The organism is Brevibacillus formosus, from assembly GCF_003013405.1.
Taxonomy (GTDB): Bacteria; Bacillota; Bacilli; order Brevibacillales; family Brevibacillaceae; genus Brevibacillus; species Brevibacillus formosus.
Genome location: NZ_PXZL01000034.1, coordinates 115296 through 138628, shown reverse-complemented (window position 1 = coordinate 138628; position 23333 = coordinate 115296). Strand labels below are relative to the sequence as shown.

The window sequence follows — 23333 nt, the reverse complement described above, 5'->3', positions numbered from 1 at the left end:
TATACCTTATGGAGAACGAGAAAACCCGCCCCATTCCGTTGAAGGATGACAATTATACACATAACATCAATCGTTCCAATGAGCGTAGTCTGGATCGACGGAGTTTTATGAAAAAAATGGTAGGAGCGGCCGGTCTTTTCGCGGCATCTACTCTGCCATGGGGAGCATTAGCTGCCAAGGAGCTGATGAGTTCATCCAGCAAGTCGTATCCCACACAAAAAATCGCGAATCTCAGCGATATAAAACCCGGAGATGCGATCGAGTTTGCTTATCCAGGAGAGCATGACAGCGCGTTGTTCGTATATGTGAAGGAAAAGGAATACAAGGCGTATCAAAATGCATGCACCCATCTGCGTTGTCCGGTATTTTGGGACCGAGATGAGAAAGAGCTGCTATGTCCTTGCCATCATGGGAAATTTGATGTCGCCACAGGTAAGCCGCTTGCTGGTCCCCCAAGAAGACCACTTCCGGAAATTATGCTTCAAGAAAAAGATGGAGCCGTATACGCTGTAGGGGTGAAGAGATATGAAGAGCAGCTATAGAGGTGTCATCCTATTAGCATTGATCTTGTTCGCCAGCATTGTTTGCACCCAGTACACAGTCAATATGTATTTTGCACAGCGATATATGGAGGTGCTTTTGCTAAGCGGTGCAACGGTGGTGTTGTTCCCACTGGCATGGATGGTATTGAGAAAAGACCAGCGAGATCGGGGAGAGCAAGGGAAATAATCCGGGGAAGGAAGTGTGATCAGGTGCCATGAATCCTAGTAAGCGAACGATTGCGGAGCTTCATCAAGAGCTGCCTGCCTTAGTGGATAAAAAAATGGGGATACTCATTCAAGATTTGGCGGATGATGCCGAACCACACAGTCCGGCTCTCTTGGAAAGGCAGCTGGCAAAGTGGGAGATCACGGAGGACGAGGAGTATCTGCGACTCTATTTTAATCCCTGCCAGTTTGTTGCGATTCCCATCCAGAATGGACCGATTGTTTTTTCGCAAGAGGATGACTGTATTCGAATGGTTGCTAGGGACAATCGGGGACAGTTAGCGTATCATATTTCTTTTGGTAACTAACTTCCACACGTAGATGGAGGGATTGTAATGGGACCACCGCCTATAGGATGTATGGGGATGATGCAGGAGTTTGAAGGGAGAAGGAAGCTGTGTCCAGCTCTGGAAAAATTGAAAGAAGAGCACCTATCATTAGCTGAGCAGATGAATGAGCTCGTACATCTAGCAAATAACCTGAAATCTACTGCCGAACCTACGAAAAGAAAGAAAGGCTTAACAGAGCTTCATGAGCTGGCGTCCTCGTTTCGGTCGGAACTGGAGAAACACTCCAGACGCGAGGAAGAAGACCTGTATCCCCTGATGGCTAATTATATCGAACGGGAGATGGGACCGATTGCTGCCATGGAGGAAGAGCATGATCTTATTCATGAAAGCCTGATGTCGTTCATGCGAATCGTAGAAAAGGAGAAATCTGATCCAGTTGAAATAGAAGCTGTCCACACTCATTTGTTGAGGTCAATAGAAATACTCATGGAACATTTCTTTAAAGAAGAGAGTGTGCTGTTCCCGATGGCAGAATACGTATTGAGTGACGCAGAGAAAGAGCAGTTGCGAGTACTGGTTCAAGACTAGAAATCATGTCGCCCTCCTACTGGAAAAAGTGGGAGGGTGACTTTATTTTCCAATTATATTCTTTTGAGGGGAAATGTGCGTGTTTCTACTGTCATTTGTCGGTTTCAATCGGATGAAATCAATCATTTACTAGTAGGGATAATTAGAGGAGGAGGGGTTCTAAGTGCCGATTGTTAAACCGTATTTAACCTCATTGAGATTTACGTCCACCATGGGTGCTGGAACTGGTACTGGCGCTACGTTTGCCATTGCGGCAACTGCATTTACCACTGACACTGGCGCTGCTGCCACAGCATTTCCTGGTACGTTTGCTTTTTACAATCTTTACATCAATGGGGTCATTCAGGCAGGTAATACTTCCACAATCACCACGACAGCGATCACGATTCCAGATGGAGATGCTGAAAACGGGGGGACACCTATAGTTGTAGAGTTTGTCGTTAACTAAGGTAAATAGGGTGGTGGCCCCAGGTGGATGGAATGTGCTTGGGGTTCACTCCTATGTGTAAATTGGAGTGAATGATCGAAGCACTTCGAGAAAGGGCGGGTGATTTCATGAGGCACTATGTCACACAGTCATACACAGTGAGGAGACAGAGTTTGCAAATCGTGCCGGCGTGCCCCCCATGCCCATGTACGCCTGGTTTAATACGAGCAGAAACCTATCAGTATACGGCAATTTCAGATGGAGTCAAAAATACGTATACCAACAGTGATGCTGTCATGCTATTCAGTACTTCCGGCATTCTAGATCCGAATGAAGTTTCTGTTGTGAATCTTTTTATAAATGGAATGCTTCAGCCTCCCAATCTATATGTTGTCCAGCCGGGAGTTTTGATTTTAAGTGACATTCCTGTACAAGGAGTTCCTCTTATACTTCAGTTCATCAAGATGATTGCCGCATAAATGGGAAAAGGTCATGTTATACATACATGTCATTTTCCTTCCATGCTGTGCCCTTGATGGCGCACACGGCGCACACCCAGAAGGGTAGGCGAATATCATGGCGATATCGACTGCATCTGTACAGGAGGTATTTTCCATGTATCCGAGTTACCCATATTACAGTTACAAGACGACTTGCGAAGAGACTCCCCTTACGTTTCCGCCGCAGCATCAGGATCGACAACCGGGGATGGAATACTTGATGGTCCCGCGACCGATTTTCGATAATCCTGACTATATCGGGAGTGGAAAGCTTCGGGGAAAGGTAGCGATTATAACTGGTGGAGACAGCGGGATTGGCCGTGCCGTAGCGGTTGCTTTTGCGAAGGAGGGGGCAGCTGTAGCGATTCCTTATTTGGATGAGCACATCGACGCCGAGGAGACCAAGCAAGTCATCGAGTATTACGGAGGGCAATGTTTGCTGCTGCCGGGAGACTTGCGCGACGAGGCTTGGTGTCGGGAGGTGGTACACCAAACGATTGGCTGTTTTGGCAAATTGGATGTGCTCGTTTTGAATCAAGGCGTACAGTTTCCACAAGAAAGCATTCTCTATATAAGTCGTGAGCAACTGGAAGACACATTTCGGACCAACCTTTTCCCCTTATTTTACATCACACAAGAGGCGTTGCCGCATTTGCAGCCAGGCAGTTCCATCATTAGTACGACATCAGTTACTGCCTATGCTGGTCATCCGCAATTGGTCGATTATTCAGCAACCAAAGGGGCCATCGTCTCCTTTACCCGTTCCTTGTCCCTTCAATTGGTCAAGCAGGGCATCAGGGTGAATGCAGTTGCTCCTGGACCAATCTGGACACCGCTGCAGGTATCTAGCTATTCGGCAGAATACATCACGACTTTGGGTGTAGACACACCGATGCGGCGCGCAGGGCAGCCGTTCGAGCTGGCTCCAACCTATGTCTACCTGGCCTCGGATGATTCGGGATATGTCACAGGCCAGGTATTGCACGTCAATGGTGGGACGATGACAGAGACGTAGCGGTGAATCAAAAGTCTCTCGTTTTCGATTTCGTAGGCAAGATCGATTGCTCTCCTTTTTCATAGAAAGCAAGTAGAGTATGGACAAAACCCAATCTCGGCACGATTATATAGACGGCCAGGGCAGACCCAATGCTGATCAGGGCACCCACAATGACATCTGCCGGATAATGAACGCCTACCAAAATGCGAGAAAGCCCGACACAAGCAGCTAGCAGCATCCAGAGTGGCCCCGTCGTCTTTCTAAAAAGCCAGTAGGTCATGCAAAAGGAAAAAAACAGGATCGTATGGTCGCTGGGAAATGAATTGTCGATTGCTTTTTGTACCAATTGATTTACGTCCGCAAGCTCTGCAAATGGCTGATTATTTGCATGAAAGCTTCCGGCTACTTTCCCGAATAGCTCGGCAATAACAAACGTAAACGTCGCGCAAATGATCATGATGCGATTCTCGTGTTTTCTCGTAAACCAATACACCAAAGCACTCAACGCAAGAATAAACACCATATATTCCGCTACGAAAAAAGCCACCGGATTGAGAGCCGGATACTCTTTCCCCAAGTCATTAATCAGGCGAAAATAGTGAATGTTAATTTCCATTCCATTCATTTTTAGTGATCCTCCTTTACATGTAACAGGAGAATCTTACTCGATAACAGAGAAATGGGAAATTGATTTACCTTACGAAATATTACAGCGTTGTAAGGTTGAGTTCATAGCATCAAAAAAGAGACGGCAGAACCGTCTCTTTTTCATTGGACAAAAGGCTCATGTAATTTTTTTTTGCCGGCTGCTTTAGGGTAGATGTCTTTTTTGACAGCCTTTAATTTTCCGACACGATCCATGGTTACATTGATGGAATGATCCGGGGAAGTGTATATAACAAATATCTGTGTCTTGTTATCCTGGACAGTAGAGGAGTAGATTTGTGAGAACTTGTATTTTTCCGAGTGCTTTCCAAACAGCAGTTTGAGATGCTCCTTGCCTTTTTTGATCGCTTCCTCATCACCTAAAACTTCTTTCGAAGAGGGACGTCCGTTTTGAATGTCGACGCTGATCAGCTCTCCTGTACTTGCGTTCACATGGACAACTACGAAGTCTGGGGTCGTACCCTCCGGTGTGCTCGACAAGATCACTTCCAGACGTTCGATCGGACCAGAAGTGGTGACGACATTCTCTTTTACGATGGAGGTGATGTGATAGTTCTTCAGGTCTGGGATGACTTCTTTGACGTGATTTAGAGTCGCTTTTGTTTTTTGATTCAGATCTTTTATGGAAAGCTCTTCTAACTTGGTCGCAGTTACAGTTGCTTTCGCTTTGTGGGAGGAGGCTGCTGCGGCTTCGTTGGACAGAACAGGTGTGTTTGGCAAAAGGAGTGCCGCTATCAGGGTGAATGCTAGTGCCTTACGCTTGGTCATTTTGATCATCCCCAGTATTTGTCAATTGGGTGTACATGGTTTATTACGAAAAGAGATTCGAAAAGTAACTGTAAAAATTGTGAAAAATTTATTACAAATCGACGAAAGGGAGAAAGTGTCGAAAAATAGCTTTGAAATTTTATTTCAAATCTGACAATTGATCTTGATATTTTATTTCGAGTGTCTATAATACAAAATATGTAATGAATTACCAACGTTACGCTTGAATGTAAGCGCTTAATAATTCGTGGACGAAAAGGGGTGGTATGGTGTTGAATGGCGGGTTGCTGCGCATCCGCGAATCGTTGCACAATATCAAGCGTTCTGAACAAAACGCAGCGCATTGCATTTTAGCCAATCCGGATGAGGTGATTCGTCTTTCCATCAAGGAGCTCGCGGAAGGAAGTGAATCCAGCCAAGCGCCATCATACGGATGTGCAAAAGTATCGGTTTCGCTCAACAACCTCCTCTCTTTGCGAGAAACGATCAAAATTTTGGAGACAAAAGCAGTGGAGCAGGCGATTGGTGAGCTGTTCCGAGCCACTCGGATTGATTTTTACGGAGTGGGTGCTTTGCAACTGGTTGCCCAGGATGCCTGACATAAATTTTTGCGCATCGATAAAAGGTGCACGGCCCATTCGGATTCCCACTGGCAGCTTGCTTCGGCAGTCACCTTCACAGCTGGTGATGTGGCAGTCGGCATCTCGAATTCGGGGGAAACCTCGCAGATCATAACCACGTTTTCAACAAAAGCGGATGAACGCAGTGCCGCCACTTCTGCCAAAAATTACGACGTCTCCGCTGCGTACTTGCGCCAGACACGTAAAGCTGTTCGGGAGCAATACAAACAAGCAAATCCTCCTTAGAATACACAAAATCCTGCCTTTATCCTTTTATCCTTATCAGTCAGTAAAGAGCCCCTTATCTTCAAAGTACGTGAGGCGTTTGGAAATATCATTAGCTATGCAAGTTTTCCATTTCATGCAATTGGGGAGGTTTTCCATGAAAAAGAGAAGGTTTCTCTCAGTACTCGGTTTGATTGGCTTAACCGCGGCATTGCTTATTTCTGGATGTAGCAGCCAGTCCTCCACACAGCAGGGGGATAAAGTCGAATTGTATATGGGCTACAGCTCTGATCCACCGACGAAGAAAAAGATGGAAGAAATTATTGCAAAATTCGAACAATCGCATCCTCACATCAAAATCAAAACGATGACGGCTCCTTATGATGACTTCTATCAAAAGCTGACGACTCAGATCGCGGCCGGGAATGCGCCTGATCTTTGGCAGAGTGACGGGACAAAAGTGTTTGGCTACGCTCAACGCGGCGCGATTCTCGACATCACCGACTACGTCACGAAAGAAATCAGCAAAGAGGAGCTCAACGGTCTGGAGTTCAACAAAGACTCAGACGGGAAGTATTGGGGCGTGCCGCAGGGTATCCAAGTCGGAGCCCTTTTCTACAACAAGGATTTGTTCGACAAAGCGGGCGTACCATACCCTACGGCTGACTGGACCTGGGATGATTTGAAGGCGGCTTCTGTCAAGCTGACCCTCGATGCCAACGGGAAAAATGCAGACGATCCTGCTTTTGACAAAAAATCAGTGAAGCAGTACGGCTTCGCGTTTTTTGGCAGCTCACGCGGTGCGTTTAACATCTTGAAAGCGTATGGTGGCGGGGTATTGGACCCGACGTTGACAAAATCGATTATCAACAGCCCGGAAAACAAAAAAGCGGTCGAGTGGATGGTAGACGGCATGCAGCGCAAGCTATTCCCGAATCCGGCTGATCTAAAGGCGTTCCAAAGCAATTTCAAAGCGTTTTTGAGCGGGGCTGTGGCGATGCAAATCGATATTTACGCAGCAACAACCTCGATGAATGGTGCAGGGTTGAATTACGATGTCGCTCCCATGCCAAAAGGACCGGACGGCAAACGCTTCGCACCCGTAATTGCCAACTCATGGGTCATCAACAAAAAAGCAGAGGAAGAGAAGGTCAAGGCCGCAAAAGAATGGATCACCTACTGGACGACATCAGATGAAGCACAAAAAGAGTGGACAGCAGTAGGGGAAGCCATTCCGGTGAAAAAATCAGTGGCGAATTCCGAAATGTTCCTCAACCCAGCGACGAAGCCGGAAAACAAAAAAGTGTTCCTCGACACCTTGGAGTTCGCAGGCACGATTGATACCAACGCTGTCTTTACCGAGTGGGTGAAGGTGTTCACGGATAATTTGGCGGAGCTGTTCATGGATAAATACGGAACAGATGAATTCATTACGAAAACAGACCAAGGCATTCAAAAAGTTCTGGATGATTTCTTCAAGAAGCAGTAGTCATCTATCAGTGAGGATGTGTGCCAACCATGCTAGAGCTTTCAACCAAGCAACAGGAGAAGCCTGCTGTAAAAAAGAGAAAATGGTTGGATAGCGAGGGGAGATGGGGACTGCTCATGGTCTCCCCTTATCTCATCCACTTTCTCGTATTCGTCGTGGGAACATCGGTTGCGTCATTGTACTTCAGCTTTTCGGACTACGATATTTTAAATCCTCCTAAATGGACGGGCTTGGACAACTATGAAAAGCTGTTTGAAGACCCGCTGTTTTATCGCTCGTTATGGAATACGGTCTATTTTACGATCCTGTACGTCCCGGCCAAAACGTTTTTGGCGCTGCTGTTAGCAGTAGCCCTGAATCAAAAGCTGAAGGGCCTGAAATTTTTCAGGATGGTTCACTTTTTGCCGGTTATCTCCTCATGGACGGTGATCGCGTATGTAGCGGATGCGGTATTTAACCAGCGGATCGGTTTTGCCAATGCTTTTCTGACCAAACTGGGAATCGCCCCGCAAAACTGGCTGATTGATGAATTTTGGGTCATTCCGGTATTGGTTCTCATCGCCATTTGGAAGTCAGTCGGCTACATGATGATTATTTTTCTCGCTGGACTGCAAGGAATTTCTTCTGATATGTACGAGGCAGCCTCGATTGATGGAGCGAACGCTTGGCAAAAGTTTTGGCGGGTGACGGTCCCGATGATTTCCGGCACGACGTTTCTGGTCGTCATCTTGAATACGATTTACTCCTTCCAAAACTTCGAGCAGATTTTTGTCATGACTGGGGGATCTACGGAGGCGGGCTCGACAGGTGGTGCGAACAACGCCAGCCTCGTCCTGATGCTGTTCATGTTCCGCCAAGCATTCAGCTTTTTCAAAATGGGCTACGCTTCTGCTATTGCGTGGGTGTTATTCCTTATTTTGCTTGCCATTACGCTCATCCAATTCAAGCTGCAAAAGAAATGGGTTCATTATGATTAAGAGGCAAGGAGGTAGCCATGCAAAAGCGTTTTCCTCTCAATAAAATCGTTGGATACCTGTTTGTCATAGCGAGTGCGTTGATTATGCTGGTTCCGTTTTTGACGACTGTGTTTAACTCGCTGAAAACTTACAAGCAGTACATGCAATTTCCGCCGGAATGGCTGCCCAATCCAGCCCAGTGGAGCAACTATACAACGGTATGGGAACAGGCGAATTTTAGCAGCTATACGATCAACAGTCTGATTGTCGCGATTCTTTCGGTTATCGGGGCCTTATTGTCCAGCTCGATGATTGCCTTTGCTTTTGCCAGGCTGCGCTTTCCTTTCCGCGACACGCTGTTCATGATTGTGCTTGGAACGATGATGATCCCGGGGATCGTCACGATAGTCCCGCAGTTTATTATCTTTAAAAATTTGGGACTGCTCGACACGTTTGCTCCGCTTTGGATATTGGAGTGGCTCGGACAGCCGTTTGCCATTTTTTTAATGAGGCAAGCATTCTTGAACATCCCGAAGGATTACGAGGAAGCGGCAAAGCTGGATGGCTGCAATCCGTTCCAGATTTACTGGCGGGTGTTTTTGCCGATGTGCAAGCCTTCTTTGGCTACACTGGCGGTCTTTACGTTTATGGGAAAGTGGAATGAGATTTTGGCCCCAGTCATTTATCTCATTTCGGACGAGAACTTTACGCTGCCGATCGGGATTTTGTCTTTGAGCGGTCAGTACAAGACAGAGGATCAACTGCTTGTGGCAGGGGCCTTGATTAGCTTGATCCCGATTTTGATCGTGTTTTTGTTTGCGGAGAAATATTTTGTGGAAGGCTCCAAAACTTCTGGATTGAAATAGGGCGTAAGGGAGGCAAGTATCCGGTGCAATACGTACCTTGGGACGATCAATATGCGTACGCTCTGTGCGAGCTGTGGAATCAGGAGTTGGGCGATCGCTTTCCCATGCGGCCTGGGCTCATGCGGCAAAACAGCTTTGAGGATCAGAATGTAGTCAAAGCCGGGTCGTGGATTGCGATAGATGCTGTGACGCAGCGTCCTGTCGGTTTTGTCGTGGCCAAATGCTGGCAGGAAAAGCTCGACATTCAGTTGGGAAAAGGCATTGGCTGGATTCAGGTGTTGCTCGTGTCTACAGCACATCGCGGGCAAGGGGTCGGGCGTGAATTGCTGGCAAGGGCAGAAAATGCGTTGCGAGAGCAAGGGGTGGAAAAGGTCTTGCTGGGACGCGATCCGTATCATTATTTCCCGGGCATACCCGATGAATCTGCGGACGTAAAAGCGTGGTTCGAGCGACAAGGGTATCACTCGGAGGACCGGTTAGAGAACGATCTGTTAGGCCAGTATCTCGAACCAGCGGAGCTGGAATTGCCAAAGGTACCGGATGGCCGCTTTCGACTGTTGACGAGGGCGGACGAGGATGCCTTTTTGGCCTTCTTGCATCGGTGCTTTCCCGGACGCTGGGAGTATGAAGCCATTCACTATTTCCAACGAGGAGGAACCGGACGCGAATTTGTCGTGGTGGAGCTGCACGGCGAGATCGTCGGTTTTTGCCGGATCAATGATGCCGATTCTCCATTTATTGCCCAAAACGTATACTGGGCACCTTTGTTTGCAGATGGGCTGGGCGGCATCGGTCCGTTGGGTGTAGATGCGGAATATAGGGGACGGGGGTTGGGACTGGCGATTGTAGAGGCGGGCATTGTAGCTTTGCGTAATCGAGGTATCTCAAACATTGTCATCGATTGGACGACGCTGGTTGATTTCTATGCGAGGCTCGGGTATCGCAGCTGGAAGCAGTATGCGAAGTACGGCAAAGTATTCTCATAAAAAGATTCAAGTCGGTAGGGAGGAGGATTCCATGCAAGCCGAACATATGACAGTAGAACAGAAGGTTGGGCAACTGCTGATGATCGGTTACCCTACGCTGGATATTCCCGAAGAAATGGAAGTATGGATTAAACAAAAACAGATTGGCAACGTGATTCTTTTTAGCCGCAACATCGGGACACCGGAGGAGACCTATCAGCGCGTACAGAAGCTCCAGAGCTGGGCGCATGAGTCTTGGCATCCCTATCCGCTGTTGATCGGGACCGATCAGGAAAATGGTGTGGTTTCCCGTCTGCAAAAAGGGGCGACGCGCTTTCCAGGAGCGATGGCTTTGGGTGCGACAGGCGATCTCGATCAAGCCAAGCGCATCTACCAGGCAACAGGTGAGGAGCTGCGTGCAGCAGGGATTTCAGTCAATTTCGCCCCGACGGTCGATGTGAACAACAATGCAGACAATCCGGTTATTGGGGTGCGGTCTTTCGGAGAAGCGCCAGAGCAGGTGGCGCGGTTTGGTGAGGCCGCCATTCAAGGCTTGCTTGCGAGTGGTGTCATTCCCTCTATCAAGCACTTCCCCGGTCATGGCGATACGAGCACCGATTCTCATGAAGCTGTTCCTGTGCTCGGGCATGATCGGACGCGGCTGGATCAGGTCGAGTTGGTTCCATTCCAGCGCATTATCGCGGCAGGAGTCCCCATGGTGATGGTTGGACATATCAGTTTGCCCAGTATGGATGAGTCAGGCTCTCCTGCTACGTATTCCAAGGAGATCGTGACGGGAATATTACGTGAGTCCCTCGGCTTTGATGGTGTCGCGATTACGGATTGTATGGAGATGGCTGCCATTGCGGGTACCATCGGGGTTGCGGAAGCGGCGGTGCGTTGTGTGCAGGCTGGCATCGATCTTGTTCTGGTTTCCCATACGCATGAAGTTCAGCAAAAAACGTACGAACGACTCGTTGCGGCCATTCATTCAGGGGAGCTGTCAGATGAGCGGGTCAACGAAGCCGTAAATCGCGTGCTTCAATTAAAGAAACGATTTCTTTCCTGGGAGCATTGCTTGCGAGCAAAAGGCCCTTCCTTTGATCGTCATCAGCATGCAGACATGGCGAGAAGTGCGCTCGCCCAAGCCATAACCTTGGTGAAAAATGAACATCAGCTGCTTCCTTTACAAAGAGGCAGGCAACCGCTCGGCGTGATTTTTCCGGGGATTGCCAACCTCACTTTGGCAGAGGATGGGCAAGCAGCTTCTGGAGAATTGATCGCACCGTTGAGAAAATATCGTGAAGTTGACTACCATAGGATGTCGACGCTCAACCCGACAGAGGATGAAGTGGAGCTTGTGGCGCATGTGATGTCAGCTGCGGAGCACATCGTCGTTTTTACGTACAATGCCCATATCTTTAAAGGCCAATCGCTGCTGGTGAATCGGTTAGTTCAACAGGGGAAAAAGGTCGTGGCTGTCGCCCTGCGAAACCCGTATGATCTCCTGGTAATGCCACAGGTCGATGCGTATCTCGCCGTTTACGACCATACGTACCATGCTATAGAGCTTGTGGCAGACATTTTGTTCGGGGAAAGAAAGGCCGTTGGACATCTTCCGGTCAGCCTGTTTCCATAGGAGAAAAAGCAGCATAGTGTGGGGTAGAAAGAGAAGATGAGTGTAGATGGGTGGGAGGTAACTGGATGAAGTTTCACCTGCGTGATTTAACAACAGAAACAAGGAATCGGAATACGGAAGAGCTGGATAAATTCTCTACGATGGAAATTGTCCAGATTATGAATGAAGAGGATAAAACAGTTGCGTTTGCCGTTGAAAAGGAGCTGGCTTCGATTGCAGCGGCTGTTGACTTAATCGCAGAATGTCTGGAAAATGGCGGAAGACTCTTTTATTTTGGAGCGGGAACGAGTGGGAGATTGGGCTTGCTCGATGCTGCTGAATGCCCCCCGACCTTTGGGACGGACCCCTCATTGGTGCAGGGAGTCATAGCAGGCGGGGAAAAAGCGATCGTTAGGGCAGTCGAAGGAGCCGAAGACGTGGAGCAGAACGGCAGAGAAGATGTGATTGCCTATGGCGTAAAGGCAGGGGATGCCGTGGTGGGAATTGCAGCGAGTGGTCGGACACCCTATGTCATCGGAGCATTGGCGGAAGCAAGAGGGCAGCAGGCCAAAATCATTTCGTTGTCCTGCAACCAGGAGGCGCAGATCAGCCAAGGTGCGGATGTGGCGATTAATGTGGTAGTCGGGCCAGAGGTAGTGACTGGATCGACTCGCTTAAAAGCAGCGACGGCGCAGAAGATGGTTCTCAATATGATTACGACCGGATGCATGGTGCGGTTAGGGAAAGTGTACAAAAATTTGATGGTCAATGTGCAGGTAACCAATGAGAAACTAAAGGAACGGGCAAAACAAATTGTCGCCGAAGCGACCAACGTCTCTGCCGACGAGGCAGACGTACTGTTGAACAAGGCAGACGGTGACGCAAAACTGGCAATCGTGATGCAGAAGACAGGGCTGCAAGCAGAGGAAGCAAGCCGCTTGCTCACCCAGTACAAGGGCAATATTCGAAGGATTTTGGAAGGGAATCACAAACCGGAATGATCAGCCTAATCCTTTTGGATGAGGCTTTTTTTGTCTTGGTACGACATGACTGGTAATGAAAATCACTTGTATGATCCATAAAATGTTCATTTGAATATCGTTGAAAAAAGGGATATGATTACATTAATTCTTAGATTGTAATTTTTATAATTTAAATGGACAGAGGTGATACGTATGAAAAAGGGTGATTATCATCATCTTGATCATGTGAAAGAACAGCAAACATCGAAGAAAACTTTGTGGATTACGCTCTTATTGACGTTGTTTTTTACGATCGTGGAAGTGGTGGGGGGCTTGATGTCCAATTCACTCGCGCTCCTGTCCGATTCCGCCCATATGATTTCTGACGTCTTCGCATTAGGGTTGAGTATGACTGCTATTTATATGGCGACACGTAAGCCGACTAAGAAGTACACGTTTGGATTTCTCCGTTTTGAAATCATTGCTTCATTCTTGAATGGCTTGGCTCTTGCCGTGATTGCGATCGGGATTGTTATTGAAGGGATCAAGCGGATGATCAATCCGCAAGACGTTGATTTGCAGTTGATGCTGACCATTGCATCCATCGGCTTGGTTGTAAACATCGTGCTGACGATCGTACTTTCCCGCAGTATGAAGGAAGAAGACAATCTCAATGTAAAAAGCGCGTTATGGCACTTTATCGGAGATTTGCTCAGCTCTGTCGGTGTAATTACATCGGCGATTCTCATTTACATGACAGGCTACTACTTGTTCGACCCGTTGATCAGCTTGGTGATTGGGGGAATTATTTTTACAGGTGGTGCCAAAATCATTCGTGAGTCGCTGCTCGTGTTGATGGAATCTGTTCCAGAGCAGTTTGATCTCGAGCAAATCCGTCAGGACCTCAATGAGGTAGAGGGCGTGGAGGATGTTCATGAGCTGCACCTGTGGGCGGTATCCACGGAGCATTACTCCCTGACAGCGCATGTGTTCGTTCGTGAAGGCATTCAGCCGTATTGTGTCATTCTGGCGATTAATCACATTTTGCAAACGAAGTACGGAATTGACCATTCGACGATTCAGATCGAGCACCCGACGATTCTGGATCACGGGGAATATGGTAAGCAGTTTTTGCTTAAGCAAGCATAATATGACCACGAGAAAAAGGCTAGTCTCCAAGCCAGCTCAGGAGATTAGCCTTTTTTTATTTATCTCCCCATTAAAGAAACTGATCACATAGGGTGAACGTCTTACTAGAAAGGGGAGGTTTTTTTATGAGAATCACAACCAAATTGCCACAGTATCATGAAAATGTACATGTTGAGTTGATGAAAAATGAATGGGTTCCACTGAATGAACCACAGAGTTTGGGCAGGGCAACTCTTTTATCGATTCCTTTCATGCTGATTAACGCACTCATCGTTTTTGGGATCATCCATTTTTTTTCGCCAATAACCTTGGAGGAATTGGGGCTGACATCTGATTCGCTATCCATATCCATTGACTTCGGTGCGATATTCTCTCTACTCGCCTTGGTCATTATTCATGAATGCTTGCATTTGATTTTTATCCCGAATTTCTTGAGATCAGAAAAAACATGGATGGGGCTTACGTTGTTTGGCGGGTTTGTAGCAACGGAAGAAAAGATTCCAAAAGCAAGATACATCCTGATTACCATCGCTCCATTCATTCTCATTTCGATTATGTTGCCTGTTCTTTTAGGTTTTTTGGGGCTGTTCACTACTGTATTAAAATTTATGATTTTAATAAACGCAATCGCTTCTTCGGTCGATATGCTGAATCTTTTTCTGGTGATGAAGCAAGTTCCGAAACAGGCAATCTTGATCAGTAACGGACAAAAGACGTACTGGAAAGCGCTCGGAAACGATTAAAGCCAAAGAAGAAGCAACGAGCAAATTAGCATAAATACCGCATTTATCGCCATGACGGGCTTATGTTTTGCCCGAAAAAGATGGGCATGGATAGCACCAAGCATGAGGATGGCGAACAGGGTGCAAGCGAGTGTTAGTACCCCAGGAATCCAAAAGGAGCTAATTACGCCGATGACTCCGACCAGCTCAAGTGAGGCAATCACGTCCATAAACCAAAGGGGGTACCTGTATTCCTTCCAGTGCTGGAGCATAGAGTTTGCGCGTAAAAATTTCATTAACACAGAGATGGAAAACATCAAAGCCAAAATCAGTGAAAGAATCATGATGAATGTGTTCAACGATTTACACTCCTTTGTTCATTCGAAATCCATTGCTTAACGAGGAGTATAATGGGAGTGATCCATACAATATGTAGTCCAGCCTACAGTGAGCAGGAGGCAGTACACAGTGATTGAAAAGGAGAAGTTTTTATCCCGTATCAATTTGTTTCAGTCGTTAAGTGAAGATGAGCTGGCCCAATTGGAACCGGCGACTCCTATGGAAGTGGTCAAAAAAGGAACGATGATCTCCTCCCCTCATCTGGAGCAGAAAAGGCTGTTTTTGATCAAGGCTGGGAAGGTTCGCCTATACAAGCTGTCGGCTGACGGCAAAGAGCTGACGATTGATTTGCTCGGCACAGGCCATGTGTTTGGCGAGGTCGGGTCGTTTACGATTAGTTCAACGAATATGTACGCTGAAGCGTGGGAAGATTCGTTGATTTGTTCGATTGATAAAGGAAAATTTGAAGAGCTGATGCTGGAGAAGCCGAGGCTTGCCTTGCATTTTATCGAGATTGTTTCAAATCGCTTACGAGAGGTAGAAGAAATGATGGAGCTCATGGCGTATGGAAGTGTGCGACAGCGTCTTGTCTATTTGCTCGGCAGGCTGTGTGAAAAATACGGAGGGGAGCGCCAGGCTGACGCACCAGAATGGATCGAGCTGGCAGTGAACCTGACGCATCAGGAGCTGGCGACGATGATGGGGTGTATTCGTGAAACTGTAACAGAGACGCTCCATGAGCTAACTGCAGAAGGCATCGTGAAGAAGACAGGACTGCGTAAGCCGTTATGGGTCCATCGGGAGCGATTGAGGGAAGCGCTGGCCCCTCATTCATTCACAAATGTATTCTTCACTCGCTTGGACAAGCGGAAATAGGGAACCCAGATCATTGCGGTGATACAAGTATGAAGCAAGCTTAGTCCCGATTGCTTGACATACTGACTTGTGTCTCCGAAAAGATTGTCAAAGCTCGCCCAAGCCAACAAATCGATCATGTTCAAGATGAGATAAAAAAGAATCAGGCCAACAAATAAATGCGGAGCACGTTTCTTTTTCCGGAAATAAATTTAATGTTTTCTTACCTCTCTGTTCGTAATGTTATGGATACCAGATAATGGTATAGAATCAAAGGGGTAAGTCAATTGTGAAAAAAAGTCACATAACAAACGCCAAGCAGAAGGGGAGAAAAGCATGAACCAAATCCGTTACCATCGCAGAAAATACACGCAGGGTCATACACCAATCGAAAGGCTGGAGCGTTTGTCCAAGGAGTTAGGCGGACCGAGTATTTCTATCAAGCGAGACGACATGCTTGGCTTGACAGCAGGGGGAAACAAGACGCGAAAGCTGGAGTATTTGGTGGCGGAGGCAATTGAGCAAGGGGCAGATACATTGATTACATGCGGAGCTGTCCAATCCAATCACTGCCGGTTGACTCTGGCGGCGGCAGTTCGCGAAGGTCTGCACTGCCAGCTCGTGCTGTCCGCGCCTGAGACGGGCGACTACCAACCGCAAGCGAGCGGCAATCATCTGTTGTTCCACTTGCTCGGAGCAGAAAAAATCGAGGTCATTCCCGCAGAGGCAGATTTGCTTGCAGCTATGGAAGAGCTCGGTGAAGGTCTGCGAAAACAGGGCAGAAAACCATATCTGATCCCTGTAGGAGGCTCCAACGAAGTCGGGTCCTTGGGGTACATGGCGTGTGCGGAAGAAATCGAGCAGCAGGCTTGGGAAACGACGACACCGTACGATTATGTCGTGACGGCAACGGGAAGCGGCGGTACGCAAGCCGGTCTGCTTGCCGGTTTTATGGCGCGCCAGTCCAACACAAAAGTAATCGGGATCAATGTCAGCCGCGATCGTGCTGCACAAGAAGCAAAGGTGATGGGGTTACTGCGCAGTTCGGCTGCACTGATCGGTTTGCAAGGGGACATACGAGCAGAAGCCGTGCTTTGCGACGACAGATTTGTCGGGCCAGGCTATGCGATTCCGACGGATGGTATGATCGAGGCCGTTCAGCTGGTCGCTCGGACAGAGGGAATTTTGCTAGATCCAGTTTATACGGGGAAGGCAATGGCAGGCTTGATCGGCATGATTCGCGAAGGTCGTTTTAGTCGGAACGATCAGGTGCTGTTCCTGCATACGGGTGGTGCCCCAGCGCTGTATACCGTTCCGCAGCTGTTTTTGCCATCCAAATAACGTAGCAGGCAGCGGTAGTCTAGGATGTACTTTCACGTCCATAGCTACCGCTGTCTTTTTATAGGAAAGCTGACAGACTTAGTGCTTCATAGTGCCTTGGTCTGCCACAGCATCGGTGGTGTCTACCCGCTGGATCAGCATACCCATGGAAAAGACGATTCCTAGTGTGGCCGTTACCAAAAGACCTGCCAATACAAGGTAACCGACTGATCCGCCTGTTGAATCTAGCATGAGAGTAAATAGAGCGAGTAATAACAGCCGCATGCATGTACCAATCGACCGAAAAAAGCTCAGGACCCTGCCTATAAAACGATTAGGTAGCAGTTCCATATAGATGGTCTGTCGGATCAGTCTGGTTGATACATTGCACCAGCCCATAAACGCAGAGAGTAACACAAAAACCGAGCCCACTGGGATCACAACGGTCATTACAAGAGCAATCGCCATCAAGATGTAATTCCCTACCATATAAGGAAAAGCACCGATTTTTCCACGAAACCAGGTAAGAAGAAATCCCGCCAGCACTGCACCGATGGAATACGTAACCTCTCCCATGGAATAGATCGCCACATCTTCCCCCAAAACTTGGCTAACAAAGATAGGGTTGAGCAGGTTCGTCAGCATAACGGCGAGGAATGGTATCAACGCAGCAATTCCGAATACGATAAACCCTCGTTTTTCTTTGATATAGACCCAGCTTTGCTGAAATTGTGACACCCAGGATGTTCGGAGGTCTTTTTCTACTTGTTTTTCTTGTGTAAACACATAATCGATTCCGGTTAAGGAGAGAAAAGCGATCAGATAGGTCAAAGTGTTAAGGATCAGCACTATATGTAATCCGTATTTCCCCAATAGAAAACCTGCGAAAGCTCCTGCGAGGACCAAAGCGGTCTGGTTTTGAATTTCCATGGTAGAATTGATCACATTGTAGTGCTTTTGCTCAAAGGTTTCCTGTACGAAGGCTGACTGTGCAGGTTCGTGAACCTGAAACATGAACATCGACGCCAAAAAAATGAGTACCATCATCCACTCTTGATAAGTCCCCCAAAATCCCCAAGCTGTTACAAGAGCGAGCACCGAGAAGCCTCCTAGCTGTTCCAGCTGTAGAATGGCCTTGCGGGAAAAGCGGTCAATCAATGTACCCAAATAAGGTCCGATGAACAGTGTCATTATCGAGGAGAGAAGCATGGTGGAACCAAGTAGGCTGGCTGAGCCTGTGGATTCTACCAAATACCAAGATATCCCGATCATGGTCATCCCCTGGCCAAAGCCTGAAAACAAATTGGAAAGAAACAGCCTGCGAAAATTGCGATTGCGAAAAATCTCGTTCACTCTCGTCACTCCCTTTTCCGTAATAGGGCAGTTGAGCAGCCCTATTACAAACATAAAGGAGCCTGATTATTCACGAGGGTCGCCCTTCATCAATAATCAGGCTCCGGGAAGTTCCGAGAGCTCTTTTATGAAATCTTATACCATAAATCGTATCACTTTTTTCTTAAGTCAGCAAGATGGAGAACCAAGCGTTACTTATTCAAGATACCTAAATATTCCCGCCAGGGTCCAACATCCGCTGTGTATCTTTTGGCGATGACCCGTACGATTTGCGCCGTATGCGTTAAATCGTGAACGACCCACGTAGAGAGCAATTCCCGCATTTTTACGACCCCAAAAGCGGGATGGAGTCCGGTTAATTCCAGATGCTTTTCCGGTTCCACGAGCGTTCGCAGCTTGGCGAGGTTTTGGGCACGAAGCGTTTTGAATTCCAGCAGCTTTTGCTCGAATGATCTAACCGAGGTTTCCTGTAAGTGAGCGAAACGATCAAATGGAGGAAACGGTTTCCTCTCTCCCTCTTGAAGAATGATCTCCAGACGTGGGAGCCAATTCGTTTTCTCTGCCTCGATCAGGTGTTCAATCACCTCAATAGCATGCCAGGTGCCGTCGCCTTCGTTGTTCTGCAACCACCCATTCGATAAGCCCGTTAACAAGGATTCCAATGCTTGTGGCGTACGCTCTAGAACCTCAATCGCTTCATCCAGATTAAAATTCATGGTACGACTCCTTTCGGTATGGAATCCGGAGTTATTCGCCTTTTACCAATGTCATTCCTTCCCATTTGTTTGGAGAAGGGTGGATTTGTTTGTGTGAATCTGTATAGAATGGTCGTAAGCAAAGGCTCGTCTGAATAGAAGCGCAGAGGTTGATAGTGGGAAAAAGAAATGGCTAGAGATCACAGATCATGTCTGGATCTTTAGCCATTTTTTGCTCTTCGGAATCGAAAATCAACATACAGCTGCTGGCTTTCATTGGCAAAAAAAAGAACCTGTGACATACTGGAGCTATCACGGTCATCGGAGGAAATCAACATGGTAGATGTGGTTGCATGTGGAGAGCTATTGATTGATTTTACACCTGTAAAGCAGAAGGAAAAGCCGGGCAGCATTGCATTTGAGCAAAACCCTGGAGGAGCGCCTGCCAATGTACTTGCCGCCCTGTCGCGCTTCGGGAAGCGGACTTCCTTTATCGGCGCGGTGGGAAACGATGGGTTTGGGCGTTTTTTGCAACAGACCTTGATCCGACAGAATATTGGCACAGAAGGACTGGTACTTACGGAGGAAGCGCCTACGACATTGGCTTTTGTTCATCTCGATGAGACAGGCGATCGTTCGTTTCACTTTTACCGCAATCCGGGTGCAGACATTATGCTGCGGGAGCAAGACGTGAACGAGGCGCTGATTGCACAGGCAGCTATTTTTCATTTCGGTACATTGTCCTTGACGCACGAGCCAGCCAGATCAGCGACCTGGAAAGCCGTCGAGTACGCGAAAAAGCATCAGCGGCTCCTTTCATTTGACCCGAATATTCGAGCGTCCTTATGGGTGGATCTGGAGGAAGCGAAGGCTATGGCCCTCAAAGGAATGGTGCAGGCCGATATCGTCAAGCTGTCCGAAGAAGAGCTGGCTTTTCTCGTGGGGAGCGAGGATGTCGTGGAAGCGACAGCGTGGATGCTTGCGCAATATGATCTGCACGCTGTTTTTGTCACGTTGGGGGAAAAGGGATGCTTTTACCGCACACGAAATCAATTCGGTACAGTAGGTGGCTTTCAAGTAACCGCGATCGATACGACTGGCGCGGGAGACGCGTTTGTGGGCGCGCTGCTCTATCAGCTTCTTGAGGTGCGGGAAAGCACGCTGGATATCCCACAAGCCACGTTAGAGGACATGGTGCGCTTTGCTAATGCCGCGGGTGCACTCACGACAACAAGATCAGGTGCCATTCCCGCCATGCCTACGCTCTCTGAGGTCAAAAGCTTCATGGAAGCAGCACGGTAGGAGGTAAGAGTCATGATTTTTGTGGAAGTCATCCTGCCTGTCCTGCTCATTTTTCTTAGCGGCTACATTTTGCAGCGCATTTTCAAAATGGATTTGAAGCCGATTTCTTCCCTGGCGATTTACATCTTGTCAACGGCGCTTGTCTTTCGTACGTTCTACAAAACACAGCTCGACTTGCAATTATTTTATATCGTCGTGATTTCGCTGCTTTTGCTGGCTGCGCTCGTTGTGATCACGCAATTGACGGCACGGATGTTCAAATACGACAAGCAGCAGGAAAGCGCACTGATGCTCGCGACCGCCTTCATGAACAGTGGCAACTACGGGACGCCAATTATTTTGTTCGCCTTCGGAGAGGCTGGCTTTACGTATGCGGTGCAAATCATGGTTCTCCACTCGATCATGATGGGCGTATTCGGCGTGTATTTTGCCTCCCGAGGCGGCAATGGGATGGTGACGGCCATCAAGGCGATCTTCAAGCAGCCGTCGAATTACGCTGTGGTTCTCGCGATTTTGCTCCAGCAGCTGCAAATCGTCATCCCGCAAAGCTACTACCAGGCGATTGATCTCGTTGCACAGGCGGCGATTCCAGTTGTGATGCTCATCTTGGGCATGCAGCTCGCCAATGTATCTGCCAAAGCGCTAGAGTGGCAGGGACTCAGTGCCGCGAGTGTCATTCGGCTGGTGGCGTCACCACTTTTGGCGTACCTTATCTGTCTGTTATTCCCAATTGATCCGCTTCTGCAAAAGGTGTTGGTCGTTCTGGCAGCCATGCCTTCTGCCGCAACTACTGCGATCTATGCGATCCAATTCAATATGCGACCACAATTCGTCTCCAGCAGCGTGTTGGTTACGACGGTTATCAGTATTGGTACATTAACGTTTTTGCTGAACATTTTGCACTAGTCCTGATGTAGACAAGGGAGGAAGAAAACATGAACAAGGCAGAAGTATTGCGGCTTTTTGACAAAGAGATGAGGGTGGAAATCACCTATCCGCCACTCCGGCGGGAGGAGACAGATCACCTTGTTCGCCATGTCTCACCGACCCCGGATGATTCAGGAGTCGTCTTGTTTTCCAAGCTGTCTGAAGAAAATGCAGAGGAAGTGATCAAGCAGGAACTTGCTTATTTCTCAAGTCTACAGCAATCCTTTGAGTGGAAGCTGTTTGATTATGACCAACCGGCTAATTTGCTTGAGAGGCTGAAAGGTCATGGTTTTACAGTTGATGAGGAGGAGGCGCTGCTTGTGTTGGAGGTGGCGCAGGCAGAGGAGTTGCGAAGCCTTGTCATTCCCCCAGAGATACGGCAAATCACTGACTCAGCGGGCATTGATGATATCATGCAGTTGAAAGAGCAGCTATGGGGCAGTGTGAATGCCGAGCTTGCTGCGAGATTAAAACGGGATTTGGCGGAAGATCCTGAGCACCTGCTCGTGTATGCTGCGTACAGTGGCGATCAGGCAGTGAGTGCAGCTTGGATGTACTTGCATGAGGATACGTCCTTTGGCAGTTTGTGGGGAGGCTCTACTTTGCCTGAATTCCGAAACAAAGGCTATTATACGGCACTCGTGGCAGTACGGGTACAAGCAGCACAGGAACGCGGGTATCCGCTGTTGATGGTGGATGCGAGTCCGATGAGTCGACCGATTTTGGAGAAAAAAGACTTTGAATTTCTCGCCTATTCTTATCCTTGTTTTTATGAGTATAAATAGTATCGTATCGTGAAAATGGAAGCTGCCCAATGCTCTGAGGGGCAGCTTTTGTAGTTGCAGATCGTCGCCTGTGTAACTATTATGAGAATAAGAATCATTTGCAAAAATTATCCTACATATGATTAGGCAGGGAGAAGGTCATGGAGCAAGCATCTGTACATTCCATATACGATAGCTATATCAATGCATTGCCCTCTACTAAAAGTGATCGCATTGTGTCCGAAGCGAATCGGTATACACTGACGAATAGTGATGGCTACCTTCGGAGAGTGATTCCTCGACCGGGATTGGAGCTGGTCGAATCCAGCTATTCCCTTCAGGAAAACCGCGTCATGAATATACAGTCGCAGGCAGCCATGGTTGAGCTCAGCTTTTGTCTGGAGGGGAGTGGGGAGTTCGTCGTTTCGGGAAGTCAGCATGAGTTTTTGCCTGGGAGCTGCTCCCTTCAATTGATGAATGACTTTCATGCGAATTTTATGTACCGGGCGGATGTCCCCCACCGCTCTGTCGGCATCGGTATATCCGTAGAGCAATTTAATGAATGGGTGGCTGACAGCGATGTGGGAGCAGCGTATTCATTTCAAGGGCTGCTTGGCAATCAAGCCTATCGTTTGTTCCGGATGCCGTTGCAACCGAATATGGCTCGGATGCTTCAGCAGTTGAACGATTTTTCATCCTCCCATCAGAAGCTGCGGAGATTGCATACAGAAGGCAAGATTCTTGAGATAGTGTCGTCGGCACTGGATATGTTTTTGTTTGAGCGGGAAGAGAATCGACCAAGGACACAGTTATCTCGGAGTGATCGAGAAAAGATTCACAACGCCCGTGACATTTTACTCGAAAATATGGAGTCTCCGCCTTCTTTGATCGAACTGGCGCGTTTGGCGCAGCTCAATGAATACAAGCTGAAGATTGGCTTCAAAGAAGAGTTCGGGACAAGTGTATTTGCCTATTTGCGGGAAAGGCGTTTGGAAAAAGCGCTTGGACTGCTGCGGGAGGGCAATCTGAATGTCAGTGAGGTTGCCCTCATCGTGGGATTCTCCAACTTCAGTCATTTCTCCGAGGCGTTTCGCAAGCAGTATGGACTCAATCCTTCCGAGGTGAAGCGGGGGAGATTTTGCTAGTTTTACCAATCCACTAAACCGGCTCTAACCGGAACGAATATCTTTATTTAAGGGTATC

General features: G+C 47.9%; 29 protein-coding genes. 23 read left to right on the top strand and 6 right to left on the bottom strand.

What is annotated here, in order from left to right:
• The first annotated feature begins 8 nt into the window (after window positions 1-8).
• From C7R91_RS26095 to C7R91_RS26065, 7 genes are all read left to right on the top strand, one after another.
• Window positions 9-542 carry a Rieske 2Fe-2S domain-containing protein gene (locus C7R91_RS26095; RefSeq protein WP_047074281.1) on the top strand — a complete coding sequence of 178 codons (534 nt, stop codon included), beginning with the start codon at window positions 9-11 and terminating at the stop codon, window positions 540-542.
• Entirely contained in the window at window positions 526-729 is a 204-nt protein-coding gene (locus C7R91_RS26090) for a hypothetical protein (RefSeq protein ID WP_047074279.1), read from the top strand. The genes C7R91_RS26095 and C7R91_RS26090 overlap by 17 nt, the downstream gene beginning before the upstream one ends.
• A gap of 28 nt (window positions 730-757) precedes the next feature.
• The gene (locus C7R91_RS26085; protein WP_047074277.1) at window positions 758-1075 is read left to right on the top strand and encodes a hypothetical protein; all 318 of its coding nucleotides are present in this window, start codon (window positions 758-760) and stop codon (window positions 1073-1075) included.
• 57 nt (window positions 1076-1132) lie between these two features.
• Window positions 1133-1645 carry a hemerythrin domain-containing protein gene (locus C7R91_RS26080; protein WP_047074273.1) on the top strand — a complete coding sequence of 171 codons (513 nt, stop codon included), beginning with the start codon at window positions 1133-1135 and terminating at the stop codon, window positions 1643-1645.
• A gap of 163 nt (window positions 1646-1808) precedes the next feature.
• Window positions 1809-2093 (top strand): DUF4183 domain-containing protein, encoded by a 285-nt coding sequence (locus tag C7R91_RS26075; RefSeq protein WP_047074272.1) that lies wholly within the window; start codon window positions 1809-1811, stop codon window positions 2091-2093.
• A 161-nt stretch (window positions 2094-2254) separates the two neighbouring features.
• The gene (locus C7R91_RS26070) at window positions 2255-2551 is read left to right on the top strand and encodes a DUF4183 domain-containing protein (protein ID WP_236697983.1); all 297 of its coding nucleotides are present in this window, start codon (window positions 2255-2257) and stop codon (window positions 2549-2551) included.
• A 136-nt stretch (window positions 2552-2687) separates the two neighbouring features.
• Entirely contained in the window at window positions 2688-3587 is a 900-nt protein-coding gene (locus C7R91_RS26065; RefSeq protein ID WP_047074270.1) for an SDR family oxidoreductase, read from the top strand.
• A 7-nt stretch (window positions 3588-3594) separates the two neighbouring features.
• Here the strand turns inward: C7R91_RS26065 and C7R91_RS26060 are convergent, their stop codons facing one another.
• Window positions 3595-4194, bottom strand: a complete 600-nt coding sequence (locus C7R91_RS26060) for an undecaprenyl-diphosphatase (RefSeq protein ID WP_047074268.1) — start codon at window positions 4192-4194, stop codon at window positions 3595-3597.
• 143 nt (window positions 4195-4337) lie between these two features.
• Window positions 4338-5003, bottom strand: a complete 666-nt coding sequence (locus C7R91_RS26055; protein WP_047074267.1) for a hypothetical protein — start codon at window positions 5001-5003, stop codon at window positions 4338-4340.
• A gap of 272 nt (window positions 5004-5275) precedes the next feature.
• On the opposite strand from C7R91_RS26055, the gene C7R91_RS29850 reads away from it, so the two are divergent.
• The 10 genes from C7R91_RS29850 to C7R91_RS26010 all read left to right on the top strand — a co-directional run bounded on the left by C7R91_RS29850 (window position 5276) and on the right by C7R91_RS26010 (window position 14596).
• Complete coding sequence (locus C7R91_RS29850; RefSeq protein WP_236697980.1) at window positions 5276-5602, top strand: MurR/RpiR family transcriptional regulator; 327 nt, start codon at window positions 5276-5278, stop codon at window positions 5600-5602.
• 9 nt (window positions 5603-5611) lie between these two features.
• Window positions 5612-5869, top strand: a complete 258-nt coding sequence (locus C7R91_RS29845; RefSeq protein ID WP_236697979.1) for a phosphoheptose isomerase family protein — start codon at window positions 5612-5614, stop codon at window positions 5867-5869.
• Between the two features lie 136 nt (window positions 5870-6005).
• Window positions 6006-7337 (top strand): ABC transporter substrate-binding protein, encoded by a 1332-nt coding sequence (locus C7R91_RS26045; RefSeq protein WP_047074266.1) that lies wholly within the window; start codon window positions 6006-6008, stop codon window positions 7335-7337.
• 29 nt (window positions 7338-7366) lie between these two features.
• On the top strand, window positions 7367-8314 hold the full coding sequence (locus C7R91_RS26040; RefSeq protein ID WP_047074265.1) for a carbohydrate ABC transporter permease: 948 nt from the start codon (window positions 7367-7369) through the stop codon (window positions 8312-8314).
• A gap of 17 nt (window positions 8315-8331) precedes the next feature.
• A complete protein-coding gene (locus tag C7R91_RS26035) occupies window positions 8332-9159 on the top strand; it encodes a carbohydrate ABC transporter permease (protein ID WP_047074263.1) in 828 nt (275 codons plus the stop codon).
• Between the two features lie 23 nt (window positions 9160-9182).
• The gene (locus C7R91_RS26030) at window positions 9183-10145 is read left to right on the top strand and encodes a GNAT family N-acetyltransferase (RefSeq protein WP_047074262.1); all 963 of its coding nucleotides are present in this window, start codon (window positions 9183-9185) and stop codon (window positions 10143-10145) included.
• 31 nt (window positions 10146-10176) lie between these two features.
• Complete coding sequence (locus tag C7R91_RS26025) at window positions 10177-11763, top strand: glycoside hydrolase family 3 protein (protein ID WP_047074261.1); 1587 nt, start codon at window positions 10177-10179, stop codon at window positions 11761-11763.
• Between the two features lie 65 nt (window positions 11764-11828).
• Window positions 11829-12743, top strand: coding sequence for an N-acetylmuramic acid 6-phosphate etherase (gene murQ / locus C7R91_RS26020; RefSeq protein WP_047074259.1), 915 nt, complete (start codon window positions 11829-11831; stop codon window positions 12741-12743).
• Between the two features lie 174 nt (window positions 12744-12917).
• Window positions 12918-13853, top strand: coding sequence for a cation diffusion facilitator family transporter (locus C7R91_RS26015; protein WP_047074257.1), 936 nt, complete (start codon window positions 12918-12920; stop codon window positions 13851-13853).
• Between the two features lie 125 nt (window positions 13854-13978).
• On the top strand, window positions 13979-14596 hold the full coding sequence (locus C7R91_RS26010) for a DUF3267 domain-containing protein (RefSeq protein ID WP_047074255.1): 618 nt from the start codon (window positions 13979-13981) through the stop codon (window positions 14594-14596).
• Here the strand turns inward: C7R91_RS26010 and C7R91_RS26005 are convergent.
• A complete protein-coding gene (locus C7R91_RS26005; protein WP_047074253.1) occupies window positions 14593-14934 on the bottom strand; it encodes a DoxX family protein in 342 nt (113 codons plus the stop codon). The genes C7R91_RS26010 and C7R91_RS26005 overlap by 4 nt on opposite strands.
• Before the next feature lie 109 nt (window positions 14935-15043).
• On the opposite strand from C7R91_RS26005, the gene C7R91_RS26000 reads away from it, so the two are divergent.
• Window positions 15044-15790, top strand: coding sequence for a Crp/Fnr family transcriptional regulator (locus C7R91_RS26000; RefSeq protein ID WP_083995237.1), 747 nt, complete (start codon window positions 15044-15046; stop codon window positions 15788-15790).
• Here C7R91_RS26000 and C7R91_RS25995 read toward each other — a convergent pair.
• The gene (locus C7R91_RS25995) at window positions 15742-15933 is read right to left on the bottom strand and encodes a DUF2569 family protein (RefSeq protein WP_371863602.1); all 192 of its coding nucleotides are present in this window, start codon (window positions 15931-15933) and stop codon (window positions 15742-15744) included. The genes C7R91_RS26000 and C7R91_RS25995 overlap by 49 nt on opposite strands.
• Before the next feature lie 172 nt (window positions 15934-16105).
• Here C7R91_RS25995 and cuyA point away from each other — a divergent pair, with 172 nt between their 5' ends.
• Entirely contained in the window at window positions 16106-17110 is a 1005-nt protein-coding gene (cuyA, locus tag C7R91_RS25990) for a D-cysteate sulfo-lyase (RefSeq protein WP_047074251.1), read from the top strand.
• Window positions 17111-17188: 78 nt separating this feature from the next.
• On the opposite strand, the gene C7R91_RS25985 is transcribed toward cuyA, so the two are convergent.
• On the bottom strand, window positions 17189-18442 hold the full coding sequence (locus C7R91_RS25985) for an MFS transporter (protein WP_047074249.1): 1254 nt from the start codon (window positions 18440-18442) through the stop codon (window positions 17189-17191).
• A gap of 191 nt (window positions 18443-18633) precedes the next feature.
• Entirely contained in the window at window positions 18634-19158 is a 525-nt protein-coding gene (locus tag C7R91_RS25980) for a DinB family protein (protein WP_047074248.1), read from the bottom strand.
• A gap of 315 nt (window positions 19159-19473) precedes the next feature.
• On the opposite strand from C7R91_RS25980, the gene C7R91_RS25975 reads away from it, so the two are divergent.
• From C7R91_RS25975 to C7R91_RS25960, 4 genes are all read left to right on the top strand, one after another.
• Window positions 19474-20439 carry a PfkB family carbohydrate kinase gene (locus tag C7R91_RS25975; protein WP_047074247.1) on the top strand — a complete coding sequence of 322 codons (966 nt, stop codon included), beginning with the start codon at window positions 19474-19476 and terminating at the stop codon, window positions 20437-20439.
• Between the two features lie 12 nt (window positions 20440-20451).
• Entirely contained in the window at window positions 20452-21345 is an 894-nt protein-coding gene (locus tag C7R91_RS25970; RefSeq protein ID WP_047074246.1) for an AEC family transporter, read from the top strand.
• Between the two features lie 29 nt (window positions 21346-21374).
• Window positions 21375-22151 carry a GNAT family N-acetyltransferase gene (locus tag C7R91_RS25965; RefSeq protein ID WP_047074244.1) on the top strand — a complete coding sequence of 259 codons (777 nt, stop codon included), beginning with the start codon at window positions 21375-21377 and terminating at the stop codon, window positions 22149-22151.
• 140 nt (window positions 22152-22291) lie between these two features.
• A complete protein-coding gene (locus C7R91_RS25960) occupies window positions 22292-23275 on the top strand; it encodes a helix-turn-helix transcriptional regulator (RefSeq protein ID WP_047074242.1) in 984 nt (327 codons plus the stop codon).
• Window positions 23276-23333 lie beyond the last annotated feature (58 nt).

What these genes read in the sequence shown, in the direction of transcription:
- C7R91_RS26045 (WP_047074266.1), top strand. Translation starts at nt 6,006, where the DNA reads ATGAAAAAGAGAAGGTTTCTCTCAGTACTCGGTTTGATTGGCTTAACC.
- C7R91_RS26065 (WP_047074270.1), top strand. Translation starts at nt 2,688, where the DNA reads ATGTATCCGAGTTACCCATATTACAGTTACAAGACGACTTGCGAAGAG.
- C7R91_RS26060 (WP_047074268.1), bottom strand. Translation starts at nt 4,194, where the DNA reads ATGAATGGAATGGAAATTAACATTCACTATTTTCGCCTGATTAATGAC.
- C7R91_RS26040 (WP_047074265.1), top strand. Translation starts at nt 7,367, where the DNA reads ATGCTAGAGCTTTCAACCAAGCAACAGGAGAAGCCTGCTGTAAAAAAG.
- C7R91_RS25970 (WP_047074246.1), top strand. Translation starts at nt 20,452, where the DNA reads ATGATTTTTGTGGAAGTCATCCTGCCTGTCCTGCTCATTTTTCTTAGC.
- C7R91_RS25975 (WP_047074247.1), top strand. Translation starts at nt 19,474, where the DNA reads ATGGTAGATGTGGTTGCATGTGGAGAGCTATTGATTGATTTTACACCT.
- C7R91_RS26035 (WP_047074263.1), top strand. Translation starts at nt 8,332, where the DNA reads ATGCAAAAGCGTTTTCCTCTCAATAAAATCGTTGGATACCTGTTTGTC.
- C7R91_RS26090 (WP_047074279.1), top strand. Translation starts at nt 526, where the DNA reads ATGAAGAGCAGCTATAGAGGTGTCATCCTATTAGCATTGATCTTGTTC.
- cuyA (WP_047074251.1), top strand. Translation starts at nt 16,106, where the DNA reads ATGAACCAAATCCGTTACCATCGCAGAAAATACACGCAGGGTCATACA.
- C7R91_RS26080 (WP_047074273.1), top strand. Translation starts at nt 1,133, where the DNA reads ATGATGCAGGAGTTTGAAGGGAGAAGGAAGCTGTGTCCAGCTCTGGAA.
- C7R91_RS26055 (WP_047074267.1), bottom strand. Translation starts at nt 5,003, where the DNA reads ATGACCAAGCGTAAGGCACTAGCATTCACCCTGATAGCGGCACTCCTT.
- C7R91_RS25980 (WP_047074248.1), bottom strand. Translation starts at nt 19,158, where the DNA reads ATGAATTTTAATCTGGATGAAGCGATTGAGGTTCTAGAGCGTACGCCA.
- C7R91_RS25960 (WP_047074242.1), top strand. Translation starts at nt 22,292, where the DNA reads ATGGAGCAAGCATCTGTACATTCCATATACGATAGCTATATCAATGCA.
- murQ (WP_047074259.1), top strand. Translation starts at nt 11,829, where the DNA reads ATGAAGTTTCACCTGCGTGATTTAACAACAGAAACAAGGAATCGGAAT.
- C7R91_RS26015 (WP_047074257.1), top strand. Translation starts at nt 12,918, where the DNA reads ATGAAAAAGGGTGATTATCATCATCTTGATCATGTGAAAGAACAGCAA.
- C7R91_RS25965 (WP_047074244.1), top strand. Translation starts at nt 21,375, where the DNA reads ATGAACAAGGCAGAAGTATTGCGGCTTTTTGACAAAGAGATGAGGGTG.
- C7R91_RS26095 (WP_047074281.1), top strand. Translation starts at nt 9, where the DNA reads ATGGAGAACGAGAAAACCCGCCCCATTCCGTTGAAGGATGACAATTAT.
- C7R91_RS26025 (WP_047074261.1), top strand. Translation starts at nt 10,177, where the DNA reads ATGCAAGCCGAACATATGACAGTAGAACAGAAGGTTGGGCAACTGCTG.
- C7R91_RS26010 (WP_047074255.1), top strand. Translation starts at nt 13,979, where the DNA reads ATGAGAATCACAACCAAATTGCCACAGTATCATGAAAATGTACATGTT.
- C7R91_RS26085 (WP_047074277.1), top strand. Translation starts at nt 758, where the DNA reads ATGAATCCTAGTAAGCGAACGATTGCGGAGCTTCATCAAGAGCTGCCT.